Genomic DNA, 16,417 nt, shown 5'->3' on the forward strand with positions numbered 1-16,417 from the left:
TGCGCAACATGCGGTTTTTATAGCACGGCAGTTTTACGCGCCACAATGGGGCCAACCCGCTGTGCAACCAAGTTTTACGGCAGCGCACCAATTCTGTCTGTGGCTGTCGCCAGGGCTTCCACTTCCTGCGCGGAGGACCAATAGCGTGGCCGCATGGACCGCGCCGTCTGGACCTCCAGTGCATCGCCGTGCGTCTGGATGACGACGGCACCGGTCTTGTCCGTGCGCAGCCGCTCGATGTCGCGCGCTACGTAGCGCTGCCATATCTGCGGGTGCGGATGTCCGTACCGGTTGCGGTAGCCGACCTGGAAAATCGCCACCTGCGGGGAAACCGCGTCCAAGAACGCGCCGCTGGAGCTTGTCTTGCTGCCGTGATGCGGTACAAGCAAGATGTCTGCCATCAGCCGCTCCGGTTCAGCGGACACCAGCGCCGCCTCCTGGGCACTCTCGATATCGCCCGTCAGCAAGGCGGCATGGCGGCCGTTGCCAACCCGCAGCACACAACTGCGGGCGTTGCTGGAGACGGCCGCACCATCGGCGGGCGCCGCCACCGGGTGAAGCACCTCGAAGTCCACGCCATCCCACGTCCAGGTCTGCCCCGCCACGCAGGCTGTCAGGCTGATGCCATGGGTTTCGACCACGTCGCGCAGGGCGTGTTTCTCGGGCAAAGACGCCAACATGGTGCGCACTTGCACCGCATCCATCACCGTTTCGGTGCCGCCGGCATGGTCGCTGTCTTCGTGGCTGACGATGAGCGCGTCGAGTTCGTCCACGCCATGCCCGCGAAAGTACGGGGCGATGACGCGGGCTGCGGCATCCGCGTCATCGCCATAGCGCGGACCGGTATCGAATAGGAGGCGGTGGCTGGCGGTTTCGACCAGCGTGGCGGCACCCTGGCCAATGTCGAAGGCCACCACGCGGAATTCGCTCGGCAGCGGCACTGGCACGCGCGCCAGCACCAGCGGCACCAGAAGCACGGCGCCCTGCGCTCGCCAAGCCCATGCGCGAAACCCACCCGGAACCAGCAACAGCACCACCCCGCCCGTTGCCAGGACCAATGCCCACGGTGGCGCAATCGGTGCCACCCACACCGACCAGACCGGTCGCGCCAGCCATTCAAGCCAGACGATCAGCCAAGCGAAGCTCGCTTCCGACAGCGCGAGCACCGGTTGCGCCAGCGGATCCGGCAGCGCTGCACCAATCAAGGCCAGCGGCGTGGTCACAAAGCTCACCACCGGAATCGCCAGCCCGTTGGCCGCCGCCGACACCACGGAGGTTTGTTGAAACAGCAGTAACGTCAGCGGCAACAAACCGAACGTGACGGCAAATTGAATGCGCGTTGCGCCGGAGAAGCCTCGCTGGACACGGCCCCACCAGGGCTGTACTTCGCGGCTGCGCTGGCCATCCAGCACCATCTGCGCCGCAAGGAAGATGATCGCCACCGCGCCAAAAGACAGCCAGAACCCGGCTGACATGACCGCCCAGGGGTCCACCGCCGCCACCACGGCAGCAGCCCAGCACAGCGACAGGCTGACCGGCACATTGCGATCGGTCAGCCGAGCGACGGCAACCGTTGAGAGCATCAGCAGCGTGCGCTGCGCTGGCACGCCCATCCCGGCAAGCAGGCAGTAGCCAAACGCCGCCAGCATCGCCGCGATGGCGCCTGCACGCGGGGTCGGCATGCGCAGCGGCAACGGCATGCGCAACCAGCGCGCAAGACCGAAGGAGCAGCGCCATAAGGCCATCCAGAACGTGGCGAACAGACCCGCAATCATCGTGATGTGCAGGCCCGAAATCGAAACAAGATGGCTGATACCAGTGCGGCGGAACAGCTCCCAATCTTCACGGGCAATGCCGCTTTGATCGCCCACCACCAGCGCGACGATCACCGGCGCGTAACGTGCATCGGGCAGTGCGGCCAGGATGTGGCGACGCACCGCTGCCCGCCAGCGTTCGACGCTTAGCCAGAAGCCTGCTTCGGCATCTTCCAGTGGCGTGTTCTGGGCGCGCTTGCCGGTGCGCACGTAGCCTGTGGCGCGGATGTTGTTGGCGAGCAGCGCGTATTCGCCGTCAAAACCGCCCGGGTTGATGAGGCTGTGCGGGCGCTTGACGCGTAAGGTCAACTGCCAGCGTTGGCCGGGTTGCAGGTCGGGAATGCCGGCACGCCGATCGGGCTCGGCGCCCTCCTCGTCCGCCTTGCCCCAGCCGCGTGCGCCATACCACAACAGCCGCACGCGCGGCGGCAGGGCGTCGCCCGCATCGCTGGATTCGATCTGGAAGAGGAAGCGCGTCGCCTCGTCATCGACTTGCGGCAAATCGGCCACCACGCCCGTCGCGAGGATGTCCTTGCCTTCCCACGCCGGGCTGAGCACAACAGACAGACGTTGCTGCGCACGCCAGTCCGCCCACCCGAAGCCGGCGGCAATGGCCATCGCCGTGAGCAACATGGGGAGAAGACGTACCCGGCGCCGCGCCATGAACGCCAGCAGCAGGCACAGCGCCAGCACAGCCATCGGTTGCCACATGGGTGCAAGCGTGGCTTGCGTCTGCAGCACCATGCAGCCGGCCACAAAGCCGATCAAACCCGAGCGCATGGGGGCGCGTCAGGCTTGCAGCAGCGGTGCAAGGCGAGGAATGGCCTCGAGACTATTGCGGCGCGCCTGTTCGGCCAGCGCCTCGATGGAAATGCCGCGCAGTTCCGCCAGCGCTGCAGCAATGCGCGCCACTTCTGCCGGTGCATTGCGCACCCCAGCCTGCTCGCCAAACTGGTCGTCAGACAGCCAGGACGGTGCGAGATCTGGCGCGTCGGTTTCGAGCACGATCGCCTCGATTGGCATGTCGGCTGCGAGCCGGCGCACGCGGTTGGCGCGCGAGAAGGTGAAGACGCCGCCAAACCCGAGTTTCAAACCGGCGTCGACAAAGCGCCGGGCCTGCTCCGGGCTGCCGTTGAAGGCATGCGCAATACCGCGCACGCCGGCCTTGATGGCCGCGCTACCCACCTGATCCTGCGATTTGCGCACGTGCATCAACACCGGCAAATCGAATTCGCGCGCGATGCGCAATTGCGCCTGGAACACGACGTTCTGCCGCTCGACATTCGGATCGGGGATGAAGAAATCGAGCCCGATCTCGCCGATGGCCACAAAGCGCGGATCGTCCATCGATGCCGCCACCTGTCGGCGCAGTTCGACAAGATCGTCGTCACTGGCCTGTGCGGCGTGGATGGGGTGGATGCCGAGCGCATAGCTGCAGCCGGCATGCTGGTGCGCCAGCGTACGCACGGTATCGAAATTCCAGCGCGCCACGGCCGGCACGACAATGTGGTTCACCCCCGCCGCATGCGCCTGCGCCACCGCGGTGTCGCGGTCGGCATCAAACTCGCGGGCGTCGAGATGGCAATGGGTGTCGATCCACATGGTCGGTCCTGCGTTGGAAAAACCGGCAACGTACCGGAAAGGCGGGCCCGCTGGAATCCGCCAATTCCGATAGTGCCGTTTCGATCAGCGCTCCTGATGCAGATGGCCGTCGCGTAGGCGCAAGACGCGGTCGCAACGGCCAGCCAAGTCGATGTCGTGCGTGACGATGACAAAGCTGGTGCCCAGCGTGCGCGTGAGCTCCAGCATCAGGTCGAAGACGTCGGCGGCGGTGTGGTCATCCAGGTTGCCGGTGGGCTCATCGGCCAGCACGCAAGCGGGAGACCCGACCAGTGCGCGCGCAATGGCCACGCGTTGGCGCTCGCCGCCGGACAGCTCGCCAGGGCGATGCGCCGTGCGCGGACCCAGGCCCACACGCTCCAGCATCGTCTGCGCGGTATGGCGGGCCTGCGCCTCTTCCACGCCACGGATGCGCAACGGCATAGCCACGTTGTCCAGCGCGGTGAATTCCGGCAGCAGATGGTGGAACTGGTAGACGAAGCCCAGCGCCTGATTGCGCAGCGTGTTGCGCTCGCGCTCCTTCATGGCGGTGAACGGCTTGCCCAACAGCGAGACGCGGCCCGACGTCGGCTCATCCAACCCGCCCAGCACATGGAGCAGCGTGCTCTTGCCCGAGCCCGACGCGCCCACGATGGCAACCTTCTCGCCCACGCCGATACGGATGTCCACGCCCTTGAGCACATCAACGTTCAAACCGCCTTGCTTGAACGACTTGGACAGCCCTTCAGCCTGCACCACGGCACCCTGCGCACCTTGGGGCATGGCGGCTGGCGCTTCCATGGAAGTCATGACAGCCTCACTCATAACGCAGCGCCTCCGCCGGGTTCACGCGCGAGGCGTGCCAGCTCGGATACAGCGTCGCCACCGACGCCAGGATGAAGGAAATGATGCCGATGGTTGCAATGTCGTTCACGCGGGGGTCCGAGGGCAGTTCGCTGATGAAATAGATGTCACGCGGCAGGAATTGCACGTGGAAGATCCGTTCGATAAACGGCACGATCACGTCGATGTTGTAAGCGATGAGTGTGCCAAAGCCCACGCCCAGCAGCGTGCCGATAAAGCCGATCGCCACGCCCTGCACGATAAAGATCTTCATGATCGAGCCCGGCTGCGCCCCCATGGTCCGCAGAATAGCGATGTCGGCCTGCTTGTCCGTCACCGTCATCACCAGCGTGGAAACCAGGTTGAACGCCGCCACGGCAATGATGAGCGTGAGGATGATGAACATCATCTTCTTCTCGGTCTTCACGGCGGCAAACCAGTTGCGGTTCTGGCGCGACCAGTCGCGGATGTACAGCTCGCCGGTCAGCGTGCGGGACAGTGCCTCGGCCACCTGCGGCGCGCGGTCCATGTCGACCAGCTTCAGGCGCACGCCGGTCGGGCCATCGAGGCGGAACAGGCGCTCGGCGTCTTCCATATTGACCAACGCCAATGAGCTATCGAACTCGTAGTGGCCCGATTCAAACGTGCCGACCACCGTGAACTGCTTCAGGCGCGGCAACACGCCGGCCGGCGTGATGGTGCCCTGCGGGGCGAGCAGCGTGACCTTGTCGCCCACCTGCACGCCCAGGCCCCGCGCCAGTTCCTTGCCCAGCGCGATGCCGAATTCGCCGGGTTTCAGGTCGTCCATGCTGCCGGCTTTGAAGTCCTTGCCGATGTCCGACACCTTCGGCTCATCGGTGGGCGACACGCCGCGCAGCAGCACGCCGCGCACCGCATCGTCGCGCGTGATCATGGCCTGCGCGCCCACGTACGGCGCCGCGCCGATGACTTCCTTGTTCTGCATGGCCTCGTTGGCGGTGCGCTGCCAGTCGGGCAAGCTGTTGGGCGCCATCACCTCGATATGCGCCAGCACCGACAACATGCGGTCGCGCACTTCCTTCTGGAAGCCGTTCATGACCGAGAGCACGATGATCAGCGCCGCCACCCCAAGCGCAATGCCGAGCATCGAGATGAGCGAGATGAAAGAGATGAAGCTGTTGCGGCTGGCGCGCTTGCTTGCACGCGTATACCGCCAGCCGATCTGCCATTCGTATGGAAATTTCAAAGGGGATTCCCCGTGGGTGCAATTTGATGTGATTCTGCCGGCTCACTGGCCGACGAGCCGGAAGTTTACAATCTCGGAGCCATGATTCCTGAACTCACCCTGATTGTCCCGTTTTGCGCACCCGCTGCCGAGGTGGCGGACGACGCTTACCGTCAATTGACCTTGCCGGGCCTGGAAAGGTTGCTTGCCCGCGCACGCGAGGCAGAACGCGAGCGCCACGACGACGCCTACCTGCCCACGCTGCCGCACGAGCGCTGGCTGGCGGCGCACGCCGGGCTACCGATTTCGCCCCTGCCGTCCGCCCCGTACATGCGCCTGGCGGATGGCGGCCACGCCGACACGCGCACCTGGGCCTGCCTGCAGCCGGTGCACATCCACGCCGCGCGGGACCATCTGGTGATGCTGGACCCGGCCCAGCTCCGTTTGGAGGCCGCCGACGCCGAAACGCTGCGCGCCGCCATCGCGCCGCTGGTCGCCGAGATGAGCATCACGCTCGATGCCACGCACGCCGCCCGCTGGTACGTCGCCGATTCGCCCTTCGGCGACCTCATTGCCGCCGCCCCGCAGCGCGCCTCTGGCCACAACATCGACATCTGGATGCACAAGGGCGAGCAGGAACGCGCCTGGCGCAAGTTCCAGAACGAGATCCAGATGACGTGGTACGACCACCCCGTCAATCAGGCGCGTGAGGCGCGCGGCCTGCTGCCGGTCAATTCCGTCTGGCTGTTCGGCCAGGGCGCGCTGGTCAACACCCGGCCGATTGCCGAGCGCATGATCGGCAACGACGCATTCTTCGCGGGCCTGTGCCACGCCGCCAATGCCACCGAGTTGTGCGCCGAGACGCTGGCCGCCGTGCCGTTCGACGACACCAGCGCCGCCGCGTTGCTGGATGCCGCCACCCGCCCCTATCTGTCCGCCGACTGGTACGACTGGATCGAAACCCTGCGCGCCTATGACCGCGACTGGTTCACCCCCGCCGCCGATGCGCTGGCCGATGGTCGCATCGACGCCGTCTCGCTCGTGCTGACCGGCGACTCGCATTACGCCCACTACCGCGCCAACCGCCGTGACTTGACCGGCTGGCTGCGCCGCTTCACGCGCGCCCGCACCCTGCGCGATGCGCTGTCCCCTCTTTCGATGTCTGCCTGAATGACCCGCATCGCTGTCCGTTCGCATTCCACCGACGCCGCCAGTACGCTGGCCGGCCACGGCATCCATCCTGTCCTGGCGCGCATCCTGGCCGCACGCGGCGTCGCCCGGCCCGATGAACTGTCGACCGAATTGGCCGACCTGATCCCGCCATCGCAACTCAAGGGCATCGACGATGCGGCGCGCTATCTGGCCGACGCCATCGCCGCCAAGAAGCGCCTGCTGATCATTGCCGACTACGACTGCGACGGCGCCACCGCCTGCGCCGTCGGCGTGCGCGGCTTGCGCATGCTGGGCGCGCAAGTCAGCTACATCGTCCCGAACCGCTTTGAATACGGCTACGGCCTGTCGCCCGAGATCGTGGCGCTGGCCGCGCGCGAGAAGCCCGACGTGCTCGTCACCGTCGACAACGGCATCGCCGATGTGGCGGGCGTGGCCGCGGCCAATGCCTTGGGCATCGACGTGGTCGTCACCGATCACCACATGCCGGGCGCGCAGTTGCCCGAGGCGCGCGTCATCGTCAACCCGAACCAGCCGGGCTGCGGCTTCCCGAGCAAGAACCTGGCGGGCGTGGGCGTGATGTTCTACGTGTTGCTCGCATTGCGGGCGGAACTGCGCCAGCGCGGCGTCTTCACACCGCAGGATCAGCCGCGCCTGGATGCACTACTCGACCTGGTGGCGCTTGGCACCGTGGCCGACGTCGTCAAGCTTGATGCGAACAACCGCCTGCTGGTCGCGCAGGGCCTCAAGCGCATGCGCGCCGGGCGGATGTGCCCGGGCATCGCCGCCCTCTTCCGCGTGGCGGCCCGCGAGGCACGTCGTGCATCGACGTTCGACCTCGGCTTCGGCCTGGGCCCGCGCCTGAACGCCGCCGGGCGCCTGGCCGACATGTCGCTCGGCATCGAATGCCTGCTCACCGACGACTACGACCGCGCCATGGCCATCGCCGCCGAACTCGACGGCATGAACCGCGAGCGCCGCGAAATCGAAGCCGGCATGCAGCAAGAAGCGCTGGCCATTCTCGACGGCATGAATACCTTCGATGGCGCGGGCCGCCACACCATCGCCGTGTACAACGAGACCTGGCACCAGGGCGTGATCGGCATCGTGGCCTCGCGCATCAAGGACAAGTTTCATCGCCCCGTCTTCACCTTCGCGCCCGGCGACGACGGCGTCATCAAGGGCTCCGGCCGCTCGATCCCCGGCTTCCACCTGCGTGATGCGCTGGATGCCGTGCACAAGCGCCGCCCCGGGCTCATCGTCAAATTCGGCGGCCATGCGATGGCGGCCGGCCTCACGCTGCGCGAAGACGGCTTCGATGACTTTGTCACCACCTTCGAAGCCGTCGGCCGCGAATGGCTGACCGAGGCGCTGCTCTCACGCGTGCTCGAAACCGATGGCGAGGCCGACCCCGAATGCTTCACGCCGCAGTTCGTCGAACTGCTCGAAACCCACGTCTGGGGCCAGGGCTTTCCCGCACCGAGCTTCTGCGGGGAGTTCGATGTGCTGTCGCAAGCCGTGCTGAAAGACAAGCACCTCAAGCTCAAGCTCGGCCGCGGCAAGCAGCATTTCGACGCCATCTGGTTCAACCACGCCGAGCCGCTTGGCGGGTCCGCCTACGTGGCCTACCGGCTCGATAACAACACGTTCAACGGCATCACACGCGTGCAGATGGTGATCGAGCATGCGCAATGAGCACCGCGCCGAACCTTACGCCAACGCATAACCACATGCCAAAACTGTCTGACAGCGCACGGATGACGCAGCGGTTGGGCACGGCGGCTGCGTTACAATGCGTGTTTGCCGGCTCGGCACCCGCCGTGACCGCGCTCCCCACGAATTCCTAGCTTCAACTCCAAGCGAAATGACTCACGTCGTTACCGAAAGCTGTGTCCGCTGCAAGTACACCGACTGCGTGGACGTCTGCCCCGTCAACTGCTTCCGCGAAGGCCCGAACTTCCTGACCATCGATCCGGACGAGTGCATCGACTGCGCCGTCTGCGTGGCCGAGTGCCCGGTCAACGCCATCTACGCGGAAGAGGACGTGCCGGCCGATCAGCAGAAGTGGATCGCCATCAATGCCGACCTCGCAAGCGCTGGCTGGCCGTCCATCACCAAGACCAAAGCTCCCTTGCCCGACGCCGACGAATGGAAGGACGTGAAGGACAAGGAGCAGTACCTCGAACGCTGATCTCCAATTTTTACCGTCAGCGTAAAAAAGGTGTTGACGGCGAGATCAGAAACTAGTTAGAATTCATTTCTTCGCTGCTACAGCGATTCCCCGATAGCTCAGTCGGTAGAGCGCCGGACTGTTAATCCGTAGGTCCCTGGTTCGAGCCCAGGTCGGGGAGCCAAATAATAGAAAACGCCTCGCTTCGTGCGGGGCGTTTTCTTTTGTGGCATCGGTGCATGTATTGTCTTGCATCGGCTGCCATGCCCGGATGGTGAAATTGGTAGACACCGCGGACTTAAAATCCGCTGCGCCCTCATCGGCGCGTGCCGGTTCGATCCCGGCTCCGGGCACCAATCCCTTTCCCGCCTTCCTCCCGCTCTGTCTTACGACGTGCAGCACGCATGCGGTTTCGGCGCGTCTTCGTATTCGTCGTGACGGCGCACCCACGACATGGGGCCGGTCTCGTTACGGCCCAGCGGCGCGCGATCGAGCAGCAGCAATGTGCCGACCATATCTTCGAGACCGCGCGCATACGTTGAATACGTGTGGAACACGTTGCCCGCCTCGTCTTTGTAGAACACGCTCATGCCGGGCAGCTCGTCGTGCGCTTGCTCACGAGGCGTGGCGGTGTAGTTGTAGTCGACTGCGCCGCTGGCGAGTTCTTCGGGTGAAAAGCTCACGCGGTAGTCGTGGTTGAAGGTCGTGCCGAACGACGACACCCACGGGAAGTGCCAGCCCATCCGTTTCTTATAGGCCGCGATCTCAGCCATGGGCGCACGAGAAATGGCGACCAAGGTCACGTCGTGATGATTCAGGTGCGGGAGCATGCCGCCGAAATGATCCGACAGGAACGAGCACCCAGGGCAACCCGCTTCCCAGCCCGGGCCGAGCATGAAGTGATAGACCACCAACTGGCTGCGGCCATCAAACAGCTGGGCGAGCGTTTTCTGACCATCGGGTGTGTCGAACACGTATTCCGTATCGACCTTCACCCAGGGCAACGCCTGGCGCTCGGCATTGATGGCGTCGCGCAGGTGGATGGCTTCCTTCTCGCGAGCCAGCAGTGCCCGGCGCTGGATGAGCCACTCGTCTCTTGAAACCACGGGATGCTGCGGCATGGGGGGCCTCCGTTTCTCTGAGAGGCTTTCATACTAGGTCGCATCTTCGAAAAGCATCAGCGCCGCGTGCGGCCGGGCGACTTGCACGCCTTCCAAGAGAATTTGTCGTCGCTGTGCACGCAGAATCAACCTACCAGCCAGCGCACACCCACGTTGACGAGCGCGCCGACAGCCACCAGCCCGATCCACAGCACCGCCGCGCACAACAGCGGGCGCACGCCGGACTTCAACAGCATCGGCACATGTGTCTGCGTGCCGATGGCGAACATCGCGCAAGCCAGCATGGCGGTGTCGATGGCGTCGATGGGGGCGTGCCATGCGGCGGGAATGGCACCTGCCGAGTTCAGCAGCGTTACGCCCAGCAGCCCGACAGCGAACCACGGCATGGCTTTCCAGGCGTGACCGGCGGCTTTGCGCAGCGCAGCCTTACGCGATGCGCGGGACTCACTGACCGCCCCACTGCCCTCCGCCGGCGCGGTACACGCCAGCACCACGAGCAGCGGAGCAAGCGCCAGCACACGCACCATCTTGCTTACTACGGCCGCATTCGTCGCATCGTCGCCCAGCGGCCGCGCTGCCGCGATGACCTGCGCAACCTCATGCACGGTCGAGCCGATATAAACGCCAAAGTGCTCCGGCGCGATGGCCATGCCGGCATGCGGCAGCAGCCCATACAGCCACGGATACAGGAAGATGCCCACGGTGCCGAACAGCACCACACTGGCAATCGCCACAGCGGTTTCGCGCGGCTGCGCCTTGACGGCCGGCGCCACCGCCAACACCGCAGCCGCACCGCACACGGCGCTGCCAGCCGCCACCAGCATCGCCTGGGAGCGGGCAAGGCCAAACCAACGCGTACCGATCCACGAGCCGGCCGCCATCGTCAGCACCAGCACCAATAGGGGGATCGCCACGCCCGAGGCGCCCAGGTCGTGGATCTGCGTCAGCGTCAGCCGCGCCCCGTAGAGGACCACCCCGGCGCGCAGCAACGTGTGGCGCGCAAACTGAATGGCACTTGGCGTCAGCCAGCGCTGGTGCCCCGGCACATGCCCCACGGCCATCCCCAGCAAGATGGCCAGCGTGAGCGCGCTCAAACCCAGCCGGCCCGCCCACGCCATCCCACCCAGCACAACCGCCACCCCCGCGAAGCCGAACAGCGCGCCCACACCAATCAGCGCGCGACCATCGAACCACGGGGCGATGCCTTGGGGTGCCAGCTGTTTCTGTGCAATTGTCATCACATACGCCTTGCTTATTCGCTATACGCATAACGATATGCGGCACGTGATAACATGTAAAACAGGTAATTTTTCTAATAACAACCAGTTCTATGGATAATAAAGCCCCGCGCGTCACCCTGCGTCAATGGGCCACGTTTGCGGCCATCGCCCGGTGCGAGACGACCTCCGCTGCCGGTGAGCAGCTCGGCTTGTCGCAGTCGGCGGTGAGTGCCGCATTGGCGGAGTTGGAGACCACGCTCGGGCATCCGCTGTTCGATCGGCACGCGCGCCGTCTGCACCTGAATGCGCTCGGCCGCCAATTGCTGCCACAGGCGCAGGCGCTGCTGGATCACGCCGATGCGCTCGAACACGCTACGCAACACGCCAGCGTGCGGCTCAAGCTCGCGGCCAGCAGCACGATCGGCAACTACGTATTGCCTGCTCTGCTCGCGAGCTTTCAGCAGCAGATCGCGCCTGGCAGCCAGCTCGACGTGCTGATCGGCAATACACAGGATGTGGTCGACGCCGTGCAGCGCTTCGAGGTGGACATCGGCCTGATCGAGGGCACCTGCCGCGGCGAGGCGTTGGAAATCGAAACGTGGCTCGACGATGAAATGGTGATCGTTGCCGCCCCAGGGCACCCGCTCACGCGGGGCGGAACCCCTGTCTCGCACGCCGCGCTCCGCGAAGCTGGCTGGCTGATGCGCGAGCCCGGCTCAGGGACGCGCGAACTTGTCGACAGCCGTATCGCCTCGGTGGTGGGGCCCTTGCACGTGGCGCTGGAACTCGGCCACTCGGAGGCCATCCAGCGCACGGTGGCTGCGGGCTACGGCATCAGCTGCCTGTCGCGCCACGTAGTGGCCGATGCGCTGCGCGACGGCCGCTTGGTGGAGGTGAACAGCGGCCTGCCCCGCATCGCCCGACCGCTGCTCATCGTGCGCCACCGCGACAAACATCCGACGCACGGCGTCGCCCAATTCATCGATGCGCTATACGTCCATGCACGCGATTCGAAAAAAATTGCACGAGGGACTAGCGCGATCTGAAAAAGGTTGATATAGTCTCATTTCTTCGCGGGGCGTTAGCTCAGTTGGTAGAGCAGCGGACTCTTAATCCGTAGGTCGAGTGTTCGAGTCACTCACGCCCCACCAGTATTTAAAAGAGTTAGCCGGTTAGTACCGGCTAACTTTTTTTTCGCCCCTAGCTCGCGTGTAAGGCCCATGTACGGGACCGGCGCCCAAGTAACGCCATCCGGACACATACAAAAAACGGCCCCCGATTTGGGAGCCGTCCGTTGTTGCTACACGTCAGCGATACCCACGGAACCCACTTAGCGGGGCCGCGCCGCGTTCTCCTGGCCCGGCGCCGCCCCCGCTCTGCCGTCTTCCCGCCCCGCCTTTTTGGCCCATTCCAAGACCACCGATTTACGCCAGCGGGCATGCCCATGCTCTGAGATACGCGGCGGCAAGCGCTCGGGATACTTCGTGACGTAGCTGCGGACAGTGCTAACCGCCATTCCCAGGTAGGCCGCAAGCTCAGGCACTTTCCAAATTTCGTCAGTGTCGGTCATGGCTTGCCCCCGCTAGTGCTGCTTTGCAATCCGTGCCGCGCGGGCGGCGTGCATCTTGCGGATTTCTGCCTCGTGCTCGGGCGTGAGCGGCAAGACCTCGCGCACCTTGGCGACGAGTTCATCAGCCGTCACCGCCTCGACGGTCAACACCTTGAGCGTAATAGGACCATCGGGGATTTCGTCGTCATTGAAAAAGGCGCGCGTTTCCCGCTCGGCCGCGTTCAACGCATCGGCGACGGTCTCGCCCGTCTTGCCCTCCGGCGCCGTCTCACACGCCGCGTGAATCACGGCCAGCAACGCGAGCACTCCACTGTAGAAGCATGACTTCATATCGTCCAAGCGCGCGGCGTCCGTCTCCGCAATGTCGATTTCAAATTGCGTCCACGCGTCCCCCAGGTTGCCGGGCTTACACGTGTGCTGTTGTTCCTCATCGTTCGTCATATCAGTCCCCTGTCTATTCGTTACCTTCGCCAGTCCTGAACCGCTTTACCGCCTTCACCCGGCAATACAACGTGCGCCAATAACCTTGCCTCGCAAGGTCCGCGCAGTCGTCGCACAACCGCCACGTGAAGGACGAAGACACGCCTTCGCCTGCTTCGTCCGGCTCGACCTCAACAACCTTTGTTGCCAGTGCCGGGCACGCGTCGCACCAGATGCCGCCGCGTTGGTTCTTCCTCCCAAATTGGTTGCGGTGCTCAATCGTCCTAACCCGTTTCACCTTTGACGGCGCAATGTCCAAGCGCAGCCTCCCATGCCGTTACCTGTGCCTTCGCACGTGTCCTGTGCCGCTACACACGGGGCACGGGTAACGCGAGCGACCGGGTTTCTGTACGTGCTTGTTTGCGAACCGATGTTCTTGTTGCGCGTCAGCGTTTGCCGGTTCATACACAAACCCGCCCACGCAATCCGGGTGCGGGCACTTCGATTGTTTGTTCCTAGCCATTGGCGCTTCCTGCGTCGGGCGTCGTGTAGAGCGTGAGCAATTCCACGACTTCAACGGCGCCGTCCTGTTCGTACTTCAACGCGCAGCGCAACGCCTCGCAAACGGCATCAGCGCGCGGACCTGTAACGGCAGCGACCGCAACGCCGCGTTGCCGAATCTCAAACAAACATTGATCCTTCATTGCTCGCCCCCGAGCTTCGCCATTGCCGCGATGCGGTCACGTTCGTAGGCGGGTGAGCCAATATCGGAAACAAGGTCGGCCCGGTCGGCCCACTTAGCGCACTTGCCCCAGCCAGCGGCGTACACCTGGGCAACGTCGGCCCCGATGCCGTTTGCAATCGCCGCGTTGATGTTGCGCAGCGCCTTCTGAACCATCTTGAGGCGCATGTCGGTCATCTCATCGGCGAACAGGCGTGCGCTGGCGTTGAGCGCATCGCGTGCCGCCTCAAGCAGCATTTGCGAAATGGCCTGCGCGCCCTTGTATCCGCGCATGTAGGCGGCTTCCTGTACGGCAGGGTCTTTGCGGCCGACAGTCAGGCCGTATTGGCAACCCTCGCGCCATGCCTGCTTTATGTCGGCACTCGCGTGCGCGGCATCGGCGCGCGTGTTCCAACGCGTCGCCGCCGCTTCCAAGGTCTCGCCACTGAACCCGGCGCACGACTCTACGCACCTCACAACCTCTTCGCCCGCATAAACGTGGATGTGCTCGGCCTGCGCGCCGCAGAACGGGCACGGCAAAAATACTTCGCTCATTGTGGGGACTCCTAGGGGGCTGTCAGTCTTGAACGTGCGCCGACTTCACCACCTTGCAAGCGGGTACAAGGCCCTCAATCATTGCGATCCAGGCGCGCAAGTTCTCTTCATGGCGGCGCACCATCGGACTGCGGATCGGGCCGCTCCCATACAGCGTCAGACTCGTGCGCAGATACGCGCAAAGCTGCGCAGCCATGTGGGGGTCTACTTCTTCGTTGTTGTTCATGCGGCAATCCCGCGCATCGCGCGTGTACTGCATGCGCCAAATGGCGCGCATTGCATGGCCTTGTTGTTATTCGGAAATGGCCTTGCAACGTTGGCAGGGTCAACCCGTTGCGGGTGTCTACTGCCCTAGCTCGTGCTGCTCTCTACCGCCTTAGAACCACGTTTCAACAATCGCCGGGTCGTCAAGCTCTGCACGCGGCTGGCAAAACAGCCCACCCGGCAAGCACTCGCGCACCTGCGAAAGTGTCGGCGCGGTGTAGTACGTCTCTGTCGCCATCGCTATATCCGTGACGATCCAGCGCCGCGCAAGGAAACCTTGCGGGTATTCCTTGGGCCGTTCGTACACGGTCCACATTTCCAGGGCTTCACGCGGTTGTGCGCTCATGATGCAACGCCACCTCCCCGTTCATCCACGAAGTCAGCCACTTCTTGAGCGCCGACACGCTGCCATTGACGCGCACGAAAGGCACGTTCAATTTCTTGGCAGCCTTGTCCACGTCGTGCCCGTTGAAGTTGACCATGCTGATAACCAGGTCGCAGCGGGCGCCACGTTCAAGCATCCCGTGCCCGCCATGCGCGCCGCTGCCGCCCGTGCCCTGTGACTTCACGAAGACGAATTCGAGCGCGTCGCCGAACGCGTGTTTCACGTCCTGCTCTTGTTGGTTGAGCAAGCCGACGACACACACGCGCGGGCGATGGTCACGCGGCACGGTGCGCACATTCTCTGCCTGCACGCCTTGGATGCCCAACGATGCGCGCAGCACGGGCGACGCCATCACGCCCGGCATGTTGGCAATGCGTGCGCTGATTGCCTTATCGACCGCCTTTTCAATGTCGGCAACAATCAAGCCAACGGCCTTTTGGGCCATCATGCGCACGCAATCCTCAAGCGTCATTGCCGTCATGCGTTCTTCAATCCCGCGCTGAACGGCCGCCGCTTGCTCTTGTGCGAGGTATTCGCTTTGGGCCTGCTCGATGGCTTCGCGTTCCTTGAAGCTCTGGAAGTTGCGCGCGGCTTCGGTCAACGCTTCGTCGATCCAGTCACCGACCAGTGACATCGTGTTGATGGTGCGTTGCCGCTCCTTCGGCAGTTCACGCACAGCGGCGCGTAACGCGTCCAGGCGCGTCTCTCCGGCCTGCATGTAGTGGTACATGCGCCGAGCAATTTGCTTGCGCTCTGCGTTGTTCCAACGCACAAGGCCGCGATGCTCGACGGGCTCAGCCTTCACCTCTTCGACCTGCTCGACGGGCGCGGGCGCTTTGCCCGGCTCGGTCATGACCGTTAAGGCTTCCTCCATCGTCTTGCCTGCGCCCGTCAATTCAAGCAACTGCGCCCAAAGCGGCAAGACCCATTTAGAAGCAGCGGGCCAATCCCAAAGGTTCGGGCGCTGACGTTCGGCTGGCAACTTCGCTTGCGCCATCCGAATACATTTCATCTCGGTCAACGACTTATTTTTAATGCTGATTTTCAACGCTTCGGCAGCCACGAACGCCCGCTCTTGCGCTGTCCAGAAAACGTTACGCTGCCCTGTTTTCTCGGTCACTTCCGGCATTTTTACCTCCCGATATAATCGTTGCTAAATTCAGATATAAACTACATTTACATCAGAAAAAAACGTCAACAAGCCCCCTTCCTATGGTCAGGAATTGCTTTAAGAAACAGCGGAAAGCGCTAGACAAAGAAATGCCGATTGCGTGTCTAGCGCAAAAGTCGTCGATGCAGCGTGGACTAGGCGTTATCCCGTATTGCCTTGCCTAAATGCCGCTTGCGCCCTGCGTTTGCTC

General features: G+C 63.9%; 17 protein-coding genes and 3 tRNA genes. 7 read left to right on the forward strand and 13 right to left on the reverse strand.

Annotated features, from left to right (window positions below):
- Positions 1 to 74: 74 nt before the first annotated feature.
- The 4 genes from ACS7SF_RS02625 to ACS7SF_RS02640 all read right to left on the reverse strand — a co-directional run bounded on the left by ACS7SF_RS02625 (position 75) and on the right by ACS7SF_RS02640 (position 5,481).
- The gene (locus tag ACS7SF_RS02625) at positions 75 to 2,594 is read right to left on the reverse strand and encodes a DNA internalization-related competence protein ComEC/Rec2 (protein ID WP_439891554.1); all 2,520 of its coding nucleotides are present in this window, start codon (positions 2,592 to 2,594) and stop codon (positions 75 to 77) included.
- 9 nt (positions 2,595 to 2,603) lie between these two features.
- Positions 2,604 to 3,416: a TatD family hydrolase gene (locus ACS7SF_RS02630; protein ID WP_439891555.1), complete on the reverse strand. Its 813-nt coding sequence runs from the start codon at positions 3,414 to 3,416 to the stop codon at positions 2,604 to 2,606.
- An 84-nt stretch (positions 3,417 to 3,500) separates the two neighbouring features.
- Positions 3,501 to 4,238, reverse strand: a complete 738-nt coding sequence (gene lolD / locus ACS7SF_RS02635) for a lipoprotein-releasing ABC transporter ATP-binding protein LolD (RefSeq protein WP_439891556.1) — start codon at positions 4,236 to 4,238, stop codon at positions 3,501 to 3,503.
- On the reverse strand, positions 4,231 to 5,481 hold the full coding sequence (locus ACS7SF_RS02640; RefSeq protein WP_439891557.1) for a lipoprotein-releasing ABC transporter permease subunit: 1,251 nt from the start codon (positions 5,479 to 5,481) through the stop codon (positions 4,231 to 4,233). Before ACS7SF_RS02640 ends, lolD begins: the two co-directional genes overlap by 8 nt.
- A gap of 81 nt (positions 5,482 to 5,562) precedes the next feature.
- On the opposite strand from ACS7SF_RS02640, the gene ACS7SF_RS02645 reads away from it, so the two are divergent.
- From ACS7SF_RS02645 to ACS7SF_RS02665, 5 genes are all read left to right on the forward strand, one after another.
- Positions 5,563 to 6,630 carry a hypothetical protein gene (locus ACS7SF_RS02645; protein ID WP_439891558.1) on the forward strand — a complete coding sequence of 356 codons (1,068 nt, stop codon included), beginning with the start codon at positions 5,563 to 5,565 and terminating at the stop codon, positions 6,628 to 6,630.
- On the forward strand, positions 6,631 to 8,325 hold the full coding sequence (gene recJ, locus ACS7SF_RS02650; RefSeq protein ID WP_439891559.1) for a single-stranded-DNA-specific exonuclease RecJ: 1,695 nt from the start codon (positions 6,631 to 6,633) through the stop codon (positions 8,323 to 8,325).
- A gap of 169 nt (positions 8,326 to 8,494) precedes the next feature.
- Positions 8,495 to 8,821 carry a ferredoxin FdxA gene (gene fdxA, locus ACS7SF_RS02655; RefSeq protein ID WP_439891560.1) on the forward strand — a complete coding sequence of 109 codons (327 nt, stop codon included), beginning with the start codon at positions 8,495 to 8,497 and terminating at the stop codon, positions 8,819 to 8,821.
- 87 nt (positions 8,822 to 8,908) lie between these two features.
- Positions 8,909 to 8,984, forward strand: a tRNA-Asn gene (locus ACS7SF_RS02660).
- 81 nt (positions 8,985 to 9,065) lie between these two features.
- A tRNA-Leu gene (locus ACS7SF_RS02665) sits at positions 9,066 to 9,156 on the forward strand.
- A 30-nt stretch (positions 9,157 to 9,186) separates the two neighbouring features.
- On the opposite strand, the gene ACS7SF_RS02670 is transcribed toward ACS7SF_RS02665, so the two are convergent.
- Both ACS7SF_RS02670 and ACS7SF_RS02675 read right to left on the reverse strand, forming a co-directional pair.
- Positions 9,187 to 9,921, reverse strand: coding sequence for a DUF899 domain-containing protein (locus ACS7SF_RS02670; protein ID WP_439891561.1), 735 nt, complete (start codon positions 9,919 to 9,921; stop codon positions 9,187 to 9,189).
- A gap of 125 nt (positions 9,922 to 10,046) precedes the next feature.
- Complete coding sequence (locus ACS7SF_RS02675) at positions 10,047 to 11,159, reverse strand: YeiH family protein (protein ID WP_439891562.1); 1,113 nt, start codon at positions 11,157 to 11,159, stop codon at positions 10,047 to 10,049.
- A 92-nt stretch (positions 11,160 to 11,251) separates the two neighbouring features.
- Here ACS7SF_RS02675 and ACS7SF_RS02680 point away from each other — a divergent pair, with 92 nt between their 5' ends.
- Entirely contained in the window at positions 11,252 to 12,187 is a 936-nt protein-coding gene (locus tag ACS7SF_RS02680; protein ID WP_439891563.1) for a LysR family transcriptional regulator, read from the forward strand.
- 29 nt (positions 12,188 to 12,216) lie between these two features.
- Positions 12,217 to 12,292, forward strand: a tRNA-Lys gene (locus tag ACS7SF_RS02685).
- A gap of 179 nt (positions 12,293 to 12,471) precedes the next feature.
- Here the strand turns inward: ACS7SF_RS02685 and ACS7SF_RS02690 are convergent.
- From ACS7SF_RS02690 to ACS7SF_RS02720, 7 genes are all read right to left on the reverse strand, one after another.
- A complete protein-coding gene (locus tag ACS7SF_RS02690) occupies positions 12,472 to 12,711 on the reverse strand; it encodes a helix-turn-helix transcriptional regulator (protein ID WP_439891564.1) in 240 nt (79 codons plus the stop codon).
- A gap of 12 nt (positions 12,712 to 12,723) precedes the next feature.
- Positions 12,724 to 13,152 (reverse strand): hypothetical protein, encoded by a 429-nt coding sequence (locus ACS7SF_RS02695; protein ID WP_439891565.1) that lies wholly within the window; start codon positions 13,150 to 13,152, stop codon positions 12,724 to 12,726.
- A 494-nt stretch (positions 13,153 to 13,646) separates the two neighbouring features.
- Positions 13,647 to 13,835, reverse strand: a complete 189-nt coding sequence (locus ACS7SF_RS02700) for a hypothetical protein (RefSeq protein ID WP_439891566.1) — start codon at positions 13,833 to 13,835, stop codon at positions 13,647 to 13,649.
- On the reverse strand, positions 13,832 to 14,407 hold the full coding sequence (locus ACS7SF_RS02705) for a Lar family restriction alleviation protein (RefSeq protein ID WP_439891567.1): 576 nt from the start codon (positions 14,405 to 14,407) through the stop codon (positions 13,832 to 13,834). The genes ACS7SF_RS02700 and ACS7SF_RS02705 overlap by 4 nt, the downstream gene beginning before the upstream one ends.
- A 22-nt stretch (positions 14,408 to 14,429) precedes the next feature.
- Positions 14,430 to 14,633, reverse strand: coding sequence for a hypothetical protein (locus ACS7SF_RS02710; protein ID WP_439891568.1), 204 nt, complete (start codon positions 14,631 to 14,633; stop codon positions 14,430 to 14,432).
- 150 nt (positions 14,634 to 14,783) lie between these two features.
- Entirely contained in the window at positions 14,784 to 15,017 is a 234-nt protein-coding gene (locus ACS7SF_RS02715) for a hypothetical protein (RefSeq protein WP_439891569.1), read from the reverse strand.
- Positions 14,998 to 16,185 (reverse strand): hypothetical protein, encoded by a 1,188-nt coding sequence (locus tag ACS7SF_RS02720; protein ID WP_439891570.1) that lies wholly within the window; start codon positions 16,183 to 16,185, stop codon positions 14,998 to 15,000. Before ACS7SF_RS02720 ends, ACS7SF_RS02715 begins: the two co-directional genes overlap by 20 nt.
- Positions 16,186 to 16,417 lie beyond the last annotated feature (232 nt).

The organism is Ralstonia sp. 25C, from assembly GCF_051904805.1.
GTDB lineage: Bacteria > Pseudomonadota > Gammaproteobacteria > Burkholderiales > Burkholderiaceae > Ralstonia.

Excerpts from the sequence above, each read along its gene's own strand:
- fdxA (WP_439891560.1), top strand. The coding sequence starts at position 8,495 with ATGACTCACGTCGTTACCGAAAGCTGTGTCCGCTGCAAGTACACCGAC.
- ACS7SF_RS02645 (WP_439891558.1), top strand. The coding sequence starts at position 5,563 with ATGATTCCTGAACTCACCCTGATTGTCCCGTTTTGCGCACCCGCTGCC.
- ACS7SF_RS02670 (WP_439891561.1), bottom strand. The coding sequence starts at position 9,921 with ATGCCGCAGCATCCCGTGGTTTCAAGAGACGAGTGGCTCATCCAGCGC.
- ACS7SF_RS02715 (WP_439891569.1), bottom strand. The coding sequence starts at position 15,017 with ATGAGCGCACAACCGCGTGAAGCCCTGGAAATGTGGACCGTGTACGAA.
- ACS7SF_RS02710 (WP_439891568.1), bottom strand. The coding sequence starts at position 14,633 with ATGAACAACAACGAAGAAGTAGACCCCCACATGGCTGCGCAGCTTTGC.
- ACS7SF_RS02690 (WP_439891564.1), bottom strand. The coding sequence starts at position 12,711 with ATGACCGACACTGACGAAATTTGGAAAGTGCCTGAGCTTGCGGCCTAC.
- ACS7SF_RS02680 (WP_439891563.1), top strand. The coding sequence starts at position 11,252 with ATGGATAATAAAGCCCCGCGCGTCACCCTGCGTCAATGGGCCACGTTT.
- recJ (WP_439891559.1), top strand. The coding sequence starts at position 6,631 with ATGACCCGCATCGCTGTCCGTTCGCATTCCACCGACGCCGCCAGTACG.
- ACS7SF_RS02705 (WP_439891567.1), bottom strand. The coding sequence starts at position 14,407 with ATGAGCGAAGTATTTTTGCCGTGCCCGTTCTGCGGCGCGCAGGCCGAG.
- ACS7SF_RS02720 (WP_439891570.1), bottom strand. The coding sequence starts at position 16,185 with ATGCCGGAAGTGACCGAGAAAACAGGGCAGCGTAACGTTTTCTGGACA.
- ACS7SF_RS02630 (WP_439891555.1), bottom strand. The coding sequence starts at position 3,416 with ATGTGGATCGACACCCATTGCCATCTCGACGCCCGCGAGTTTGATGCC.
- ACS7SF_RS02700 (WP_439891566.1), bottom strand. The coding sequence starts at position 13,835 with ATGAAGGATCAATGTTTGTTTGAGATTCGGCAACGCGGCGTTGCGGTC.
- ACS7SF_RS02695 (WP_439891565.1), bottom strand. The coding sequence starts at position 13,152 with ATGACGAACGATGAGGAACAACAGCACACGTGTAAGCCCGGCAACCTG.
- ACS7SF_RS02675 (WP_439891562.1), bottom strand. The coding sequence starts at position 11,159 with ATGACAATTGCACAGAAACAGCTGGCACCCCAAGGCATCGCCCCGTGG.
- lolD (WP_439891556.1), bottom strand. The coding sequence starts at position 4,238 with ATGAGTGAGGCTGTCATGACTTCCATGGAAGCGCCAGCCGCCATGCCC.
- ACS7SF_RS02625 (WP_439891554.1), bottom strand. The coding sequence starts at position 2,594 with ATGCGCTCGGGTTTGATCGGCTTTGTGGCCGGCTGCATGGTGCTGCAG.